This window comes from Mesorhizobium robiniae (assembly GCF_040545535.1).
In the GTDB taxonomy this organism is placed as follows: domain Bacteria; phylum Pseudomonadota; class Alphaproteobacteria; order Rhizobiales; family Rhizobiaceae; genus Mesorhizobium; species Mesorhizobium robiniae.
Genome location: NZ_JBEPMC010000007.1, coordinates 103,193 through 118,242, shown reverse-complemented (window position 1 = coordinate 118,242; position 15,050 = coordinate 103,193). Strand labels below are relative to the sequence as shown.

Sequence of the window (15,050 nt, the reverse complement as noted above, 5' to 3'; positions counted from 1 at the left end):
TCAGACCTTTTCGACTTCTGGCCGGCCCAGAATGCCGGAAGGCAGGAAGATCAGCACGATCGCCAGGATGGAGAAGGCGGCGACGTCCTTGTAGTCGATCGAGAAATAGGCCGACCACATGCTCTCGATGAAGCCGATCATCAGCCCGCCGAGCACGGCGCCGGGCAGCGAGCCAATGCCGCCGAGCACGGCCGCCGTGAACGCCTTCACGCCTGGTGTGAAACCGTCGGAGAAGGCGATGACGCCGTAATACATCAGGAACAGCGTGCCGGCGACCGCCGCAAGGGCCGCTCCCATGACGAAGGTGATCGAGATCGTGCGGTCGACGTCGATGCCGAGCAGCGCCGCCATCTTGCGGTCCTGCTCGCAGGCTCTTTGCGCGCGTCCAAGCGACGTCTTGTTCACCAGATACCAGAACAGCGCCAGCAGCAGCGCTGTCACGATGACAATGATGATCTGCTTCAGCGACACGCTGATGCCATTGATGTTGTAGACTTGGCTGACCATCGGCGGGATCGGCTTGTTGCGCGGACCCTGCGTCACCTGGACGAAGTTCGACAGTGCGATGGACATGCCGATCGCGGTGATCAGCGGCGCCAGCCGGAACGAACCGCGCAAGGGGCGGTAGGCCACCTTCTCGATCGTCCAGTTATACAGGCTGGTCAACAGCATCGCGACGATCATCATGACCAGCAGCGCGATCACCACCGGAACCGAATAGAACAGCGCGCCGAGGATGAGGAAAACGATGAGGGCGGTGAAGGCGCCGATCATGAAGATATCGCCATGGGCGAAATTGATCATGCCGATGATGCCGTAGACCATCGTATAGCCGATCGCTATCAGCCCATAGATCGATCCCAGCGTCAGCCCGTTGATAAGCTGCTGGACAAAATACTGCATGCTGTCGTTGCTCCCCTGGAATGTCGCCCATGCAGACGCATTCCTTTTCGTATTTCCCCTAGTCGTAAAGTTTCGAGCCCGGATTGCAACGTCATTTTTTAATCGTCATGGGTGATTTTGAAGCACGCAATCGGATTGCCCGTTCTTTTCCCTTCCGGCCTCTGGACTATCGCGGAACCTATCATTGGCATAACGCAATGTCTTTGATGATTCGGCGTCGACATGCATCTCTTTTCGAAGGAATCGTCGTCAAAATAAGTTGAAGAGCGGGATCATTGCGCCGCCGAGGCGGTCGATCATCGCGTTCCTTTGCTTTCCCTGGGTCAGGATTGCCTCTATTTGACGATGAATCCGTGCGCGAACGGATCGCGATCATCGATGAAGATCGTGTTCAATCCGGTCATGCGCGCCCAGCCGCCGATCGAAGGAATGATCGCTCGCTTGCCTGCCACCGTGACCTCCTTCTCGACCCTGCCCTTGAACAGCGAGCCGATGATCGATTCATGGACGAAATCCTCGCCGGCCCTAAGCTTGCCCTTGGCGTGAAGCTGCGCCATCCGCGCCGAGGTGCCGGTGCCGCAAGGCGAGCGGTCGATCGCCTTGTCACCGTAGAAGACGGCGTTGCGCGCATCCGCCTGGCTGTCGGTCGGCGCACCCGTCCACAGCATATGCGACAGCCGGTCGATGCCGGGATTCTCCGGATGCACGAAAGAGTATTTCTCGTTGAGCCGCTGCCGCACCACCGGGCTCCAGGCGATGAGGTCGCCGGCGGAATGCTCGGCCATGTCGCGATAGTTCTTCTGCGGCTCGACGATGGCGTAGAAATTGCCGCCATAGGCGACATCGACACTGATCTCGCCGAGCCCTGGGCATTCGACGGTCAGCCCCTCGGCATGGAGAAAGGACGGCACGTTGGTGATGCGCACCTCTTCAACGTGGTCGCCGACCTGTTTGTACTCGGCGGTGACCACGCCGGCCGGCGTGTCCAGCCTGAGCATGCCAGGTGTCTTCGGCTTGATCAGCCCGTGCTCGATGGCCATCGTCACCGTGCCGATGGTGCCGTGACCGCACATTGGCAGGCAGCCCGAGGTTTCGATGAACAGGATGGCGATGTCGCAATCGGGCCTTGTCGGCGGATAGAGGATCGAACCGGACATCACGTCATGGCCGCGCGGCTCGAACATCAGCCCGGTGCGGATCCAGTCATACTCAGCCAGGAAATGCGCCCGCCGCTCCATCATCGTCGCGCCCTGGAGCAGCGGTCCGCCGCCGGCGACAAGCCGCACCGGATTGCCGCAGGTGTGACCGTCTATGCAGAAGAAGGAGTGGCGCGCCATTCTAGAGATCCCGTCAGAAGCGGTTCGGAGAAAACGGAGACAGATCAAACACCGGATTTTGGCCGAGAATGAGATCGCGGATCAAGCGTCCGGTGGCAGCCGCCTGGGTCAGGCCAAGATGGCCGTGGCCGAAGGCATAGACGATCGTGCCGGCCTGCCTGGCGCCGCCGATCACCGGCAACGAATCCGGCAGCGATGGCCGGAACCCCATCCATTCGCGGCCACCGGCCGGATCAAGCCCCGGCAGGAATTGTTGTGCCTTGTCGAGCAGCGCTTTCGATCTGTTATAGTTGGGCGGCCGCTTAATGCCGCCGAGCTCGACTGCGCCGCCGACGCGCACACCGGTTTCAAGCGGCGTGATGACGAAGCCATGCCCGGAGAAGATCAGCTGCCGCTTCACCTCGAAGGCGCTCTTCGGCAGCGTTGTGTTGTAACCGCGCTCGGTTTCAAGCGGGATGCGGTCGCCGAGATGTTTTGCCAGGAGATGCGACCACGCGCCGGCGGCGATGACGAGGTGCTTTGCTTGCCGCACCGTGCCGTCGGCCAGTGTCAATGTCGCGCCGTCCTGCCCCGCTCCGACATGGTCGGCCCCAGCTCTTTCGAAACGCGCACCCTTGGCCTCGGCATAGGCCCAGATCGCCTTGCCAAGCAGCTTGGGGTCGGCGACGGTCTTCCATCCCGGCACGAAAGTGCCCCTGACGAAACGCGGCGAAAGGCCCGGCTGCAAGGCGGCGAGAGCATCGCCCTCGACATGGCTGAAGCCGATGCCGAACCGCTGCCTCGCCGTCCAGCCCGGCAGCGACGCCTTGAATTCGGCCTCGCTCTCGTAAAGTTCGAGCGAGCCGTCCTCGCGCAGCATGTTTGTCGTGCCCGAGCGCGCCATCAGCCCGACCCATTCGGCTTCGGCGAGCCGCATCATGCCTGCCTGCGCCGCGAGGCTGGCCTCGTAGCGGTCGCTTCGTCCGGCGCGCCAGAAGCGGACAAGCCAGGGCAGCAGCTTCGGCAGATAGGCGGGCGGGATGCTGAGCGGGCCGAGCGGATCAGCAAGCCATTTTGGCAATTGCCTGATCATCCCCTTGTGGGCCAGCGGCAGCACATCGGAAAAGGCCAGGGCGGCGGCATTGCCGGAACTCGTCTCCTCGCAGATCCCCGTCCGATCGAAGATCGTGACGTTTCGCCCTGCCTCCGCCAGATAGGCGGCGACACAGATCCCGATGATACCGCCACCGACAATGGCGATGTCCAATGTCCGGTTTGGAGCCGTCACTATTGGATTTCCCCAGGGCTGAGGGACTTTGTCATCAATGGGTTTTCCCGGTCGGACCGAACGGCCACCCAGCCGAGGCTTTGATAGAATCCCTCTGCCTCCTTGGCGGCATTGACCTCAAGCTGCTCCAAACCAACGCGGCGGGCATAGCTCTCGACTTCCTGCATGAGAAGCCGGCCCAGGCCACGCCGCTGCAGATTCGCTTCAATGGCGACAAGCCTGACAACGCCGAGGCGCGGACCAGTAACGTCCAGTCTGGCAGTGCCTACTGGTGTGCCTTCGTGCATGAGGAGAAGCGGGTGATTGCTCGCAAGACGGTCGTCGGGATGCCGTTCGTCATAGCCATCCAAGCCCCGGTCCTCCCAAAGAACCCGTCTGCGAATACGGTGATATGCCGCCCAATCTCCACTACTTTCGAGGCGCTTGAGATAGACCCGAGACGGCATACAACCTGCCTCAAAACGTCGGCAGCGTCGGCCGCACCGCCAGCGCATCCCTGACGATCTTCTCGACCGCCTTGCGGCGCTCGCCCGACAGCGGCTGGCGCGGCATGCGCACGCGGTCGTTGGTGTTGATCGCCAAGACTTCCGCGAGCTTGATGTTCTGCACCAGATAGGTCGACACGTCGAGGTCGAGCAACGGCCGGAACCAGCGGTAGATTTTCAGCGCCTCCTCGCGGCGGCCCTGCTTCATCAACTGATATATGGCGACCGTCTCGCGCGGAAATGCGGTGACCAGTCCCGCCACCCAGCCGATGGCGCCGACCGACAGCGCCTCGAACGCCAGATTGTCGACGCCGGTGAACAGATCGTAGCGGTCGCCGAAGCGATTGATGATTTCGGTCGAGCGGCGGATGTCGTCGGAGGACTCCTTGATGGCGACAAAACGCTTGTCCTTCGCCAGTTCCTCCATCTGATCGACGGTGACATCGACGCGGTAGGCAAGCCGGTTCGAATAGATCATGACCGGCAGGTCACCGGCCTCGGCGACAGCGCGCAGCGCGGCGACCGTCTCCTCGGCGTTGGTATGATAAATCGGGCTCGGCACCACCATCAGCCCGTTGGCGCCCTCTTTGGCGGCGCGGCGGGCGATCGCCGCCGCCTCGCGCGTGCCGGCTTCGTTGACCGTCAGCAGGACCGGCTTGTTACCGGCGATCTTCTGCGCCGTCTTCAGCACCTCGATCTTCTCGTCATGCGACAGCATCGGCCCCTCGCCGAGCGAGCCGCAGACGATGATGCCGTCGCAGCCGGCCTCCATCTGTAGGGCGAAACAACGCTCCATCTCGGCGTGGTCGAGGTGGTCGTCCTCGGTGAACTTGGTCGTGACGGCGGGGAAAACTCCGGTCCACATAGCGGTCGCTCCAACTGATATATCAGTCGTATATTTGTTAGGAAAACCGCTGTCAACACGGAATCTGCTATGATATATGCAAAATATATCAGGAGGTACAATGACCCTGTTGGAAGATATATCTCGATCTGAGCCCGTGGCGGCAAAAGCCTACCGCGTGCTCGAGCATATGATCGTGACTCTCGAATTGGCGCCTGCAAGCTTCGTCACCGAGGGCTCACTGATCGACAGGCTGGGACTTGGCCGCACGCCGGTGCGCGAAGCGATCCAACGGCTGGCTTGGGAAGGGCTGCTGGATGTCCGGCCGCGTGCCGGCATCGCCATTGCCCCGCTCCATCCCGGCGACTGGTTGCGCGTTCTCGATGCACGGCGTGGCATCGAGGTGGTTCTTTCCCGCTCGGCCGCCCGCTTCGTCACCCGCGAGGCCGCTGATCTGTTCCACGATGCGGCGCTGGCCATGCAGAAGGCGGTGATATCAGGCAATGTTCTGGCCTTCATTCAAGCCGACAAAGCTCTCGATGAGGCGCTGGCACTGGCTGCCGACAACCCGTTCGCCGCCCGCCTGGCTGCTCCCTTGCAGACCCACAGCCGCCGGTTCTGGTTCCGCTACAAGGCTGATACGGGCCTGGCGGAATCGGCCGAGCACCACGTCGCGCTGATCCGCTCGATCCTCGCCGGAGACGAAGATGCCGCCGCCAAGGATGCCAAGCGCCTGATGGCGCTGCTGCGTGGCCACGCCGAGACGGCCGCCACGCGCTAGCATTTGCAGCCAAGTTGAATGGCTTGGCGTCGCAGAAATGCGGACCCGTCTTGCTCCAAACGGCTCAGGTGCCTGGCAGCGCCGCTGTCGTCAGTCCGCTCTCCCAGCCCTCACCCACCGAAACCACGCAGCTTTGACCGCGCGTGTCGCTGGCGAGAATGGTCCAGGTGCCCTGATCGGACACGAAGACTTCAACGATCACATTCGGATTGACGACACCGAGCGCGGTCGGACTTTCGTGGAACTTCTCGCCGAGCGCCTTGATCATGTCGGCTCGGGCCGCGCATTGTTCCGCCGCCATTGCCGGGGCTGCGGAAAACGCCGCAGCCGCGGCGCAAAGTGTCGTCACCATAAGACGTGTCATCTGACACCTCCTTGCGCCGACCGACACCCCCGAGCTGTCGCCAGCGCCGTTGGTTGACCTGCTGCGCGTCCTTCGCGGCAGGATTGCAAGTTAAGACGTCCGCTGCCCGCCTGGTTCCATCACATTAGCGTTCAGGAATATGCAGGCTGCGACAGGCCGGCAAAAAAGGCCCGGTTTTTGGCCGGACCTTTTCGTCTTCAGTCTTAATCTGCTCGCCCGCGCACCCGCAGCCAAAAGCGAGGACGCGCAAACAGGGAACCGTCCGGCTAATTCATCGTCGGGATGACGAATTCGGCGCCGTCCTTGATGCCCGCCCGCGCGCCCGCAGCCAAAGGCGAGGACGCGCAAACAAGGAACCGTCCGGCTAATTCATCGTCGGGATGACGAATTCGGCGCCGTCCTTGACGCCCGCCCACGCGCCCGCAGCCAAAGGCGAGGACGCGCAAACAGGGAACCGTCCGGCTAATTCATCGTCGGGATGACGAATTCGGCGCCGTCCTTGATGCCGGACGGCCAGCGCGAGGTCACCGTCTTGGTCTTGGTGTAGAAACGGAACGCGTCCGGCCCATGCTGATTGAGGTCGCCGAAGGAAGACGCTTTCCAGCCGCCGAACGTATAATAGGCGATCGGCACCGGGATCGGCACATTGACACCGACCATGCCGACCTGGACCCTCGAGGCGAAATCGCGGGCCGCATCGCCGTCGCGAGTGAAGATGGCGACGCCGTTGCCCATTTCGTGGTCGTTGGCGAGCTTGATCGCGTTCTCGTATGTCGGCGCGCGCACCACCGAGAGCACCGGCCCGAAGATCTCTTCCTTGTAGATGCGCATGTCTGACGTCACGTTGTCGAACAGGCAGCCGCCCATATAGTAGCCGTTCTCGTAGCCTTGCATCGAGAAGCCGCGGCCGTCGACGACCAGCTTGGCGCCTTCCTTGACGCCAATGTCGACGTAACCCTTGACCCGCTCCAGCGCCTGCGCCGTGACTAGCGGGCCGAAATCGGCGGAAGAATCCGTCGACGGACCGACTTTCAGGCTTTCGACACGCGGCACCAGCTTTTCCATCAGCCGGTTGGCGGTGTCGTTGCCGACCGGGACAGCCACCGAGATCGCCATGCAGCGCTCGCCGGCCGAACCGTAGCCGGCACCGATCAGCGCGTCGACGGTCTGGTCCATGTCGGCGTCGGGCATGATGATCATGTGATTCTTGGCACCGCCAAAGCACTGCACGCGCTTGCCCGAGGCGGTGCCGCGCGAATAGATGTAGTGGGCGATCGGCGTAGAGCCGACGAAGCCGATGGCCTTGATATCAGGGTCGTCGAGGATGGCGTCGACCGCCTCCTTGTCGCCGTTGACGACGTTGAGGATGCCCGCCGGCAGGCCGGCCTCGATGAACAGTTCGGCGATGCGCAGCGGCACGCCCGGGTCGCGCTCCGAAGGCTTCAGGATGAAGGCGTTGCCGCAGGCGATGGCCGGCGCGATCTTCCACAATGGGATCATCGCCGGAAAATTGAACGGCGTGATGCCGGCAACGACGCCGAGCGGCTGGCGCATCGAATAGACGTCGATACCGGGGCCGGCGCCGTCGGTGAACTCGCCCTTCATCATGTGCGGCGCGCCGATACAGACCTCGACCACTTCCAGCCCGCGCTGGATGTCGCCCTTGGCGTCGGCGATGGTTTTGCCGTGCTCACGCGCCAGAATATCGGCCAGCGCGTCATATTCCTTGGCCACCAGTTCGAGGAACTTCATCAAGACGCGCACGCGCCGTTGCGGGTTGGTCGCCGCCCAGCCGGGCTGCGCCGCCTTGGCGTTTTCCACCGCCGCGCGCAGTTCCGCCTGCGAAGCCAGCGCCACCGTGCCGCGCACCGTGCCGTCCATCGGCTGCATGACGTCCTGCTTGCGACCGCTGGTCCCGTCGACACGCTTGCCGCCGATGAAATGACCGTATTCGATCATGGTTTCTCTCCCTGTATTTGTGATGCGGCATTGTCCGCTTTTGCGTGGCCGATGGCAACGTGAGCGAAAACGCAACCGTTGTGCGGGAAATAGAGCGCGGTGCGCGGCTGTGCATTAAATCGCGCAAATGGTAAGAATGTAGGTCCCTAACAGCAAGGATTGAGAAGTTGAGTTTCTTCGCGCCCCCCTCTGTCCTACCGGACATCTCCCCCACGAGGGGCCTGTTGCAATATTCGGAACAAAAGGAATCGAACCGGAATCGGAACAAGAACAGAAAGAATCCAAAACGGGTCGTTTGTTCCCGGTTTTCCCCATTTTGCAACAGCCCCACGAGGGGGGAGATTGGCTGTCATCCCCGTTTTCGCCAACCCGCAACGTTGCGAGAAAGTCGCCGCCGGAGCGGCCGGCCGATCTCCCCCCAAGTGGGGGAGATGTCCGGCAGGACAGAGGGGGGCGCCGTGGAGTGCTGCCGTAATCATTGCCATCCGGACCATCCCCATGAACTGGGATGACGTTCGCATCTTCCTCGCCGTGGCGCGTGCCGGCCAGATCCTCGGGGCGGCCAGGCGGCTGGAACTCAACCACGCCACCGTCTCGCGCCGCATCGCCGCGCTCGAGGATGCGTTGCGCACAAAACTCTTTCGCCGGCTTACCACCGGTAGCGAGCTGACGCCGGCGGGCGAGCGCTTTCTCGACATCGCCGAGCGCATGGAGGGCGACATGATCGCCGCGCGCTCGACCGTGGCGGGCGAAGGCGACGATGTCTCCGGCACCGTGCGCATCGGCGCGCCTGACGGTTTCGGCGTCGCCTTCCTGGCCAAGCGCCTCGGCGCACTGACGGCGCTCCACCGCGAACTCACCATCCAGTTGGTGCCGGTACCGCGCTCCTTCTCGTTGTCGCGGCGCGAGGCCGACATCGCCATTACCGTGGAGCGACCGACAGAAGGCAGGCTGGTGGCCGGCAAGCTGGTCGATTACACGCTCGGCCTGTTCGCGTCCCGCGCCTATGCCGAGGCGCATGGCCTGCCTGAAACGCCTGCCGAGCTTGGCCGGCACACGCTGATCGGCTACGTGCCGGACCTCATCGTCAGCCCGTCGCTCGACTATGCGGCCGAGTTCAGCGCCGACTGGCGCACCAGCTTCGCCATCTCCTCGGCACTCGGCCAGGCCGAAGCGGTGCGCTCCGGCGCCGGCATCGGCATCCTGCACACCTTCGTCGCCCGTTCGATCCCCGAACTGGTGGCTGTCGACATCGTTTCGCCCATCCGCCGCGCCTACTGGCTCGTCTATCATGAATCGGTCAGGCCGCTGCGCCGCGTCCAGATCGTCGCCAGCTTCATCACCAAGGCGGTGGAACGGGAACGGGGATTATTCGTCTGACGAGACTGACCGGCGCCCGAAGTCACCGCCTTCAAAGGCTGGATGAAAGAAGCCTTCTGATCCTACCGCTGGTATCGCTCCGGCCCGAGATCGCGGACATTGATGTCGGGCACCCGGTTGGAGACGATGTCGGCCAGCACCCTGGCCGAGCCGCAGGCCATGGTCCAGCCAAGCGTGCCGTGACCGGTGTTGAGATAGAGGTTGGAAAACTCGGTGCGGCCGATCAGCGGCGGCCCGTCCGGCGTCATCGGCCGCAACCCGCACCAGAAGCTGGCCGACCGCATGTCGCCGCTGCCGGGAAAAAGATCGCCGACCGAATGTTCGAGCGTGCGGCGCCGTGATTCATGCAGCCTCATGTCGAAGCCGGAAATTTCCGCCGTGCCACCAACCCGGATGCGGTCGCCGAGCCTGGTGATCGCCACCTTGTAGGTCTCGTCCATCACCGTCGACACCGGTGCTGCGGCAGCATCCTTGATCGGCAGGGTGATCGAATAGCCCTTGACCGGATAGACCGGTATGGACCGCCTCAGCATGCGCATGAACTTGGCCGAATAGCTGCCCATCGCCATCACGTAGGCGTCGGCTTTCTTCCAACCCTTGTTGGTATTGATATTGGCGATACTGTTGCGCTTGCGGATGATGCGCCTGATCAACGTGTCGTATTCGAAGGTAACGCCGCGCGCCACGCAGAGCTCCGCCAGGCGGTCGGTAAACATCTTGCAGTCGCCCGTTTCGTCGCCCGGCAGCCGCAGGCCGCCGACGAATTTTTCACGCACCCCTGCCAGCCCCGGCTCGGCCGCGATGCAGCCGTCGGGATCGAGTATCTCGTAAGGAACGCCATAGGTCTTCAGCACCTCGACATCGCCTGACGTGCCGTCAAGCTGCTGCTGCGTGCGAAACAGCTGCAGCGTTCCCTTGGCGCGCTCGTCATACGCGATGCCGGTCGCCTCGCGCAGCGCTTTCAGCGTGTCGCGGCTGTATTCGGCCAAAGGCACCATGCGCGCCTTGTTCACCGCATAGCGCTCGGCCGTGCAGTTGCGCAGCATCCTGACCAGCCATATCCACATATGCGGATCGAACGTCGGTCGCACCACCAGCGGACCATGCTTCATCAACAGCCATTTGACCGCCTTCAGCGGGACGCCGGGACCGGCCCAGGGCGAGGCGTAGCCGGGCGAGATCTCGCCGGCATTGGCAAAGCTGGTTTCCAGCGCAGGCCCCTTCTGGCGGTCGATGACAGTCACTTCATGGCCGGCCTCGGCAAGATAGTAGGCGGTGGTCACCCCGATGACGCCACCGCCCAGCACGAAGATCTTCATCGCTCGCTCCTTAAAGGCCGATCACGCCGCCGACGGGCCGGGATCGTCCTCCCCTGTCTGCCGGATTTTACCCATTTCGCCAAGTGGCCTGTCGTTGGCTGCGGCGCTATGGACAAGGGTGAGTTTGTGCGGCCGCCACCCACCCATCCGCTTTTCCTCTGCCGCTCGCCGCGCTGCTTCAGGCTGATAAAGCACGGTGTCGATCAGCATCAATTCCCGCCTGCCGTCCGGCTGCTCGACAAGCGCAGTCTCACCCTGTGCCATGCCGAGCATGCAAAGCCCCCGCCTGGTTGTAACCGGCAAGCTGGATCCGACCGGCCCGCGCATTTCGTTTTGCACCAGCGTTCGCGTCTCCGACGGCCCGGAATCGATGCGGAAGACCACCCTGCTATTCAGCGTCACGACATTGGGCTCGACCGAATCGATCGGGACGATGCGGGCGTGCGAGAGCTTGTGTTCAAGTATCGGCACGATCGGGTCGGCGAATGCTCGCCGACGTGCCAGAATTGCTTCAAGCACGGAGAAATCCTTTATCGTCAGACGACAGCTTGTGGCTGTCATGGAAATGCTTGTCATGAAAATCTCCGATCAAGGCAGTCGGGCGGATGAGAGCGCCTCGACAGCGTCGATGGTTACCGACAGGTCTCTGCCGTCACGGCTTCGCCAGCTCACAACCTGGCCGGCGGCTGCTCCGATGAGAGCCGTCCCGAGCGGCGTCAACACCGAAATCCTGCTCTCGGTAATGTCGGCTTCGCCCGGATAGACCAGCGTAATGCGTTGCGTGCTCCCGTCATTTCCGAGGATCGTCACCGTCGAACCCATCTGCACCACGCCTGCCGGCATCGCTGCCGCCCTCGTGATCCTGGCTCGATCCATTTCCGCCAGCAGCTCTTCGGCCATGGCGGGTGCGCGCTCGAGGTAGGCTCTGGCCAAGCCGGTCAGCCGGTCGTAATCGGCGTCGCTGACCACAATCCGGCTTCGCGGACCAGGCCGTGTCGTTGCATGTTGCATGGCAAACCTCGTGAGCTCGGCGCACCGAATGAATGCGCGCTGCCGTCGTGTCAGCGACGGCCAGATGAAGAGCCGGCAGCCGCAACGTGCTGAAGGCTCGATGATGATGTCAGTGATTAGATGCCCCGATTCAGGCGGCCGCCAAACGGCAGCCGTCCCGGGGCTACGCTCCCGCGATGGGGCAGACCCTGAAACAGGTTCTGATATGGGCGAGGTTGCTCATGCACGAAGCCTTGCCGAGAAGCCCTCGCTTGTCAAGCGCGGCGAAACCGCTCAACCGCCGACATAGCGCCGGTGGAAGCGATGCCCTAGGCTGGTCAGGATTTCGTAGCCGATGGTGCCGGCATGGCCTGCCGCCTGGTCGACCGTCTGCGACGGCCCGATCAATTCGACGAGATCGCCCGCCTTCAGCCGGTCGGGCGGCAGCGCCGAAATGTCGAGGATGATCGAGTCCATCGATACGCGTCCGAGGAAGGGCAGTCGCACACCATCGAAAAACGCCGCCGCCGAGGCGCGTCGATGCCAGCCATCGGCATAGCCGAGCGAGATCGTCGCGGCAGCCAGCGGGGCCGGCGCATGAAAGGCATGGCCGTAGCCGACGCCGGCGCCGGCCTTCAGCATCCGCGTCTGGATTACCTTGGCTTCCAACCGCACCGCCGGCAGCATCGGGTTAGGCTTGCCCGGCGTCGGATTGATGCCGTAGAGCGCCGCACCGGGCCGGGCGAGGTCGTAGCAAAAAGGATGGCCAAGAGAGATGCCGGAGGAATTGGCGAGCGAGGCCGGGGCCTTCGGCAGCATCCTGCGCAGCCGTTCAAACTCAAGCCGCTGCTGTTCGTTGGCCGGATGCCCGGGCTCGTCGGCACCGGCGAGATGGCTCATCACGAGAGCGACGTCGATGCCGTCGAAAGCCCGTGGATCAGCAGTGACGGCTTCCACCTCAACCGCCGCCATGCCGAGCCGCGACATGCCGCTGTCGACCTGGATCGCGGCTATCAGCGTGCGGCCTGAACGCTCAGCCGCCGCGCGCCATGCGGCGAGCTGGCCGGCGCTATTTATGACCGCCACTAGCCCCGCTTCGACTGCTTCGGCTTCGGCGCCCGGCGGGATGCCATTCAAGACGTAGATCGTCACAGCTGAGCCGAGCGCCTGGCGCAACAAGGCGCCTTCCGTCAGATGCGCAACAAAGAAAGTATCGCAGCCTTCGGCCATCAGCGCCGTTGCTACCTGCCCGGCGCCAAGCCCATATCCGTCGGCCTTGACGACGCCGGCGCAACGCACACCCCCCAGCTGAGCTTTCAAGCGACGGTAGTTCTCGCGGATGGCGCCGAGATCGATGGTCAATAGGGCGCCCGCCGCCGCTTCGCTGACGGGCTGCGAACTGCTCTGATCCATTCGACGCGGCGATTTTCCGGACGCGCTGCTCATCCCAGCCCCTAAATTCCGGCCAGCCCCTAAATTCTGGCACCCGAGTTCTGGCCAGTCCCGATCTCTGGCGGATCAGCCTATCAGTAAGGACAGATCATGTGGGTCGCAACATTGGCGTCTGATCCGCACGTCATGCCGCCAGATGCCGGAACGCCGCCACCACGTCCTCATAGACCTTGCGCTTGAACGGCACGATCAGGTCGGGCAGTTCGCGCATCGGCCGCCAGCTCCATTGATCGAACTCGGCTGTATGGCCGCTCGGAGGCGGATTGATCTGGATCTCGCTCTCGTCGCCGTGAAAGCGGAAGGCAAACCATTTTTGCGTCTGGCCGCGATATCGTCCTTTGAAGGCGACGCCGACCAGATGGGCCGGCAGGTCGTAATATATCCAGTTCGGTGCCTCATCCAGCAACGAGACGCTGCGCATGCCGGTCTCTTCGTAGAGCTCCCGCTTCGCCGCCTGCAGCGGCTCTTCGCCCTTGTCGATGCCGCCCTGCGGCATCTGCCAGAGCTGTGTCGTACCGGCGAATTCGCTATCCGCCTCGGCAATGCGATGGCCGACCCAGACCAGGCCGTCGCCGTTGAGGACCATCAGTCCGACACAGGGACGATAAGGCAGCGTCTCGGGATCGATATTTCTTGTTGCCATCACTCGGTCTTTCCAGCCGTGGAGCGGGTTTCAAGGCAGCTGCTAGCTTTTTTCCGGATCGATCGCCACTGCCGAAATCGGCACGATCTCGATACCGCGTTTCTTGGCCTCGATCACCCAGGCCGACACGGTGTCGACCGTCAGGTCGAAAGCCGAGCCGATGCCGACAGCAAAGCCTCTCGCCCGCGCGGTGGATTCCAGCTCGTCCAGCTTCTTCAATATGGCGCCGCGGTCCCGCACCGCATCGATCGAGGTGTCGCCGGCAACGAAGGGCACGCCATCCTTCAGCGCCAGATCGGGCGCGACGCTGCGCGCCGACGAACCGTCGTCGACATAAGCCAGGCCGCGCTTGCCAAGCTCGGCCAAAAATGGCCCCATCGCCGCCGGATCAGCCGAAAAACGTGCGCCCATATAATTCATGACGCCCGTGTAGTTGGTCGTCCGCGACAGCGCCCAACGCAAATTCTTCAAATTCTCGTGCGGCGTCGCCGCGACCGTCAGCGTATTACGGCCCGGATTGACGTTCGGATAGTCGAACGGTTCGAGCGGCACCTGCATGACAATTTCATGGCCCTTGTGCCGCGCCGCCTGCATCCAGCGGCCGATGCTGTTGCCCTGCGGCGCAAAGCCCAGCGTCACTTCGGCCGGCAGCTTGGCGATTGCCGCCTGCGTGCCGGTCTGCGACACCGCAAGCCCGCCGATGACGATCGCCACGCGCGCGCCGCGCGCGCCGGACCACGGTCGGGCATAGACATCGAACGGCCGCCTTCCGTCGGCGGCGCGAACCGGCAACGGGCCGGTCTCGCCGGTCTCGATCAGCGCCCTGTCGGGAATATGCGCGACCCTCAGGTTCTGGCCGACCGTCGAAGGGTCGCGGATGACGATGGCCGCCCTGGGCGGACCCCCGTCCTGTTCGGTTTGCAGATGGATGATCTGCGGCCCGCCCGTCGTGGACGCGCTCGTCTCGGGTTTAGTTTGCGCCTTCGATGGCGGCGCAGGCTCAGTAGCCGGCGCCGTGGATTCGACCATCGCTGTCGTCTTCGGTGTCGAAACGGCGACTTCTTCCAGCTTTCGAAACGGCTTTTCACGCAATGCGATCGCGCCCGAGACGCCGATCACGGCCAGCACCAGGAGAATGGCCGCGACCGCGCCGGCACTGATCCGGCCGGCCGCACGCTGCGGTCGGACGGTCTGCCCGAGTGGACGTTCGATGTCGTTGCCGATGTCAGCCAAGCCGCATCCCCAGCCGCGGTTCCCCGAATCAAACTGCCGAGGCCTTGCGGCCCCGGCAGCATTGCATCGCTTCGATCGGGCAGCCAGACCTGT

The 15,050-nt window shown here is 63.3% G+C and carries 15 protein-coding genes; 2 read left to right on the top strand and 13 right to left on the bottom strand.

The features are described 5' to 3' along the window. The 5 genes from ABID19_RS20100 to ABID19_RS20080 form a co-directional block, all read right to left on the bottom strand. A complete protein-coding gene (locus ABID19_RS20100; protein WP_354492700.1) occupies positions 1-903 on the bottom strand; it encodes a branched-chain amino acid ABC transporter permease in 903 nt (300 codons plus the stop codon). Positions 904-1,238: 335 nt separating this feature from the next. Further along, positions 1,239-2,240 (bottom strand): 4-hydroxyproline epimerase, encoded by a 1,002-nt coding sequence (locus ABID19_RS20095; protein WP_354492699.1) that lies wholly within the window; start codon positions 2,238-2,240, stop codon positions 1,239-1,241. Between the two features lie 13 nt (positions 2,241-2,253). Continuing rightward, positions 2,254-3,507 carry an NAD(P)/FAD-dependent oxidoreductase gene (locus ABID19_RS20090; protein ID WP_354492698.1) on the bottom strand — a complete coding sequence of 418 codons (1,254 nt, stop codon included), beginning with the start codon at positions 3,505-3,507 and terminating at the stop codon, positions 2,254-2,256. Beyond that, on the bottom strand, positions 3,507-3,857 hold the full coding sequence (locus tag ABID19_RS20085; protein ID WP_354492696.1) for a GNAT family N-acetyltransferase: 351 nt from the start codon (positions 3,855-3,857) through the stop codon (positions 3,507-3,509). Before ABID19_RS20085 ends, ABID19_RS20090 begins: the two co-directional genes overlap by 1 nt. A gap of 106 nt (positions 3,858-3,963) precedes the next feature. After that, positions 3,964-4,857, bottom strand: coding sequence for a dihydrodipicolinate synthase family protein (locus ABID19_RS20080; protein WP_354492695.1), 894 nt, complete (start codon positions 4,855-4,857; stop codon positions 3,964-3,966). A 100-nt stretch (positions 4,858-4,957) separates the two neighbouring features. Here ABID19_RS20080 and ABID19_RS20075 point away from each other — a divergent pair, with 100 nt between their 5' ends. Then, positions 4,958-5,617: a GntR family transcriptional regulator gene (locus ABID19_RS20075; RefSeq protein WP_354492694.1), complete on the top strand. Its 660-nt coding sequence runs from the start codon at positions 4,958-4,960 to the stop codon at positions 5,615-5,617. A gap of 64 nt (positions 5,618-5,681) precedes the next feature. Here the strand turns inward: ABID19_RS20075 and ABID19_RS20070 are convergent, their stop codons facing one another. Next, positions 5,682-5,981, bottom strand: a complete 300-nt coding sequence (locus tag ABID19_RS20070; RefSeq protein ID WP_354492692.1) for a hypothetical protein — start codon at positions 5,979-5,981, stop codon at positions 5,682-5,684. A gap of 462 nt (positions 5,982-6,443) precedes the next feature. Next, complete coding sequence (locus tag ABID19_RS20065; protein WP_354492691.1) at positions 6,444-7,940, bottom strand: CoA-acylating methylmalonate-semialdehyde dehydrogenase; 1,497 nt, start codon at positions 7,938-7,940, stop codon at positions 6,444-6,446. A 498-nt stretch (positions 7,941-8,438) separates the two neighbouring features. Between ABID19_RS20065 and ABID19_RS20060 the strand changes: the two genes are divergently transcribed. Next, the gene (locus ABID19_RS20060) at positions 8,439-9,320 is read left to right on the top strand and encodes a LysR family transcriptional regulator (protein WP_354492690.1); all 882 of its coding nucleotides are present in this window, start codon (positions 8,439-8,441) and stop codon (positions 9,318-9,320) included. A 62-nt stretch (positions 9,321-9,382) separates the two neighbouring features. Here ABID19_RS20060 and ABID19_RS20055 read toward each other — a convergent pair whose 3' ends face one another. From ABID19_RS20055 to ABID19_RS20030, 6 genes are all read right to left on the bottom strand, one after another. Further along, positions 9,383-10,639 (bottom strand): D-amino acid dehydrogenase, encoded by a 1,257-nt coding sequence (locus ABID19_RS20055; protein WP_352928305.1) that lies wholly within the window; start codon positions 10,637-10,639, stop codon positions 9,383-9,385. A 21-nt stretch (positions 10,640-10,660) separates the two neighbouring features. Further along, positions 10,661-11,215 (bottom strand): nucleoside-diphosphate kinase, encoded by a 555-nt coding sequence (locus tag ABID19_RS20050; protein WP_354492688.1) that lies wholly within the window; start codon positions 11,213-11,215, stop codon positions 10,661-10,663. A 12-nt stretch (positions 11,216-11,227) separates the two neighbouring features. Then, positions 11,228-11,650, bottom strand: coding sequence for a nucleoside diphosphate kinase regulator (rnk, locus tag ABID19_RS20045; protein WP_354492687.1), 423 nt, complete (start codon positions 11,648-11,650; stop codon positions 11,228-11,230). Positions 11,651-11,923: 273 nt separating this feature from the next. Further along, positions 11,924-13,042 (bottom strand): alanine racemase, encoded by a 1,119-nt coding sequence (gene alr, locus ABID19_RS20040; RefSeq protein ID WP_354492685.1) that lies wholly within the window; start codon positions 13,040-13,042, stop codon positions 11,924-11,926. Positions 13,043-13,205: 163 nt separating this feature from the next. Then, the gene (locus tag ABID19_RS20035) at positions 13,206-13,724 is read right to left on the bottom strand and encodes an RNA pyrophosphohydrolase (protein WP_435528756.1); all 519 of its coding nucleotides are present in this window, start codon (positions 13,722-13,724) and stop codon (positions 13,206-13,208) included. A gap of 42 nt (positions 13,725-13,766) precedes the next feature. After that, positions 13,767-14,957 carry a divergent polysaccharide deacetylase family protein gene (locus ABID19_RS20030; RefSeq protein ID WP_354492682.1) on the bottom strand — a complete coding sequence of 397 codons (1,191 nt, stop codon included), beginning with the start codon at positions 14,955-14,957 and terminating at the stop codon, positions 13,767-13,769. Between the last annotated feature and the right edge of the window lie 93 nt (positions 14,958-15,050).

Coding starts and splice junctions, on each gene's coding strand:
- ABID19_RS20100 (WP_354492700.1), bottom strand. CDS start 903: ATGCAGTATTTTGTCCAGCAGCTTATCAACGGGCTGACGCTGGGATCG.
- ABID19_RS20095 (WP_354492699.1), bottom strand. CDS start 2,240: ATGGCGCGCCACTCCTTCTTCTGCATAGACGGTCACACCTGCGGCAAT.
- ABID19_RS20080 (WP_354492695.1), bottom strand. CDS start 4,857: ATGTGGACCGGAGTTTTCCCCGCCGTCACGACCAAGTTCACCGAGGAC.
- ABID19_RS20075 (WP_354492694.1), top strand. CDS start 4,958: ATGACCCTGTTGGAAGATATATCTCGATCTGAGCCCGTGGCGGCAAAA.
- ABID19_RS20070 (WP_354492692.1), bottom strand. CDS start 5,981: ATGACACGTCTTATGGTGACGACACTTTGCGCCGCGGCTGCGGCGTTT.
- ABID19_RS20065 (WP_354492691.1), bottom strand. CDS start 7,940: ATGATCGAATACGGTCATTTCATCGGCGGCAAGCGTGTCGACGGGACC.
- ABID19_RS20060 (WP_354492690.1), top strand. CDS start 8,439: ATGAACTGGGATGACGTTCGCATCTTCCTCGCCGTGGCGCGTGCCGGC.
- ABID19_RS20055 (WP_352928305.1), bottom strand. CDS start 10,639: ATGAAGATCTTCGTGCTGGGCGGTGGCGTCATCGGGGTGACCACCGCC.
- ABID19_RS20050 (WP_354492688.1), bottom strand. CDS start 11,215: ATGACAAGCATTTCCATGACAGCCACAAGCTGTCGTCTGACGATAAAG.
- rnk (WP_354492687.1), bottom strand. CDS start 11,650: ATGCAACATGCAACGACACGGCCTGGTCCGCGAAGCCGGATTGTGGTC.
- alr (WP_354492685.1), bottom strand. CDS start 13,042: ATGGATCAGAGCAGTTCGCAGCCCGTCAGCGAAGCGGCGGCGGGCGCC.
- ABID19_RS20035 (WP_435528756.1), bottom strand. CDS start 13,724: ATGGCAACAAGAAATATCGATCCCGAGACGCTGCCTTATCGTCCCTGT.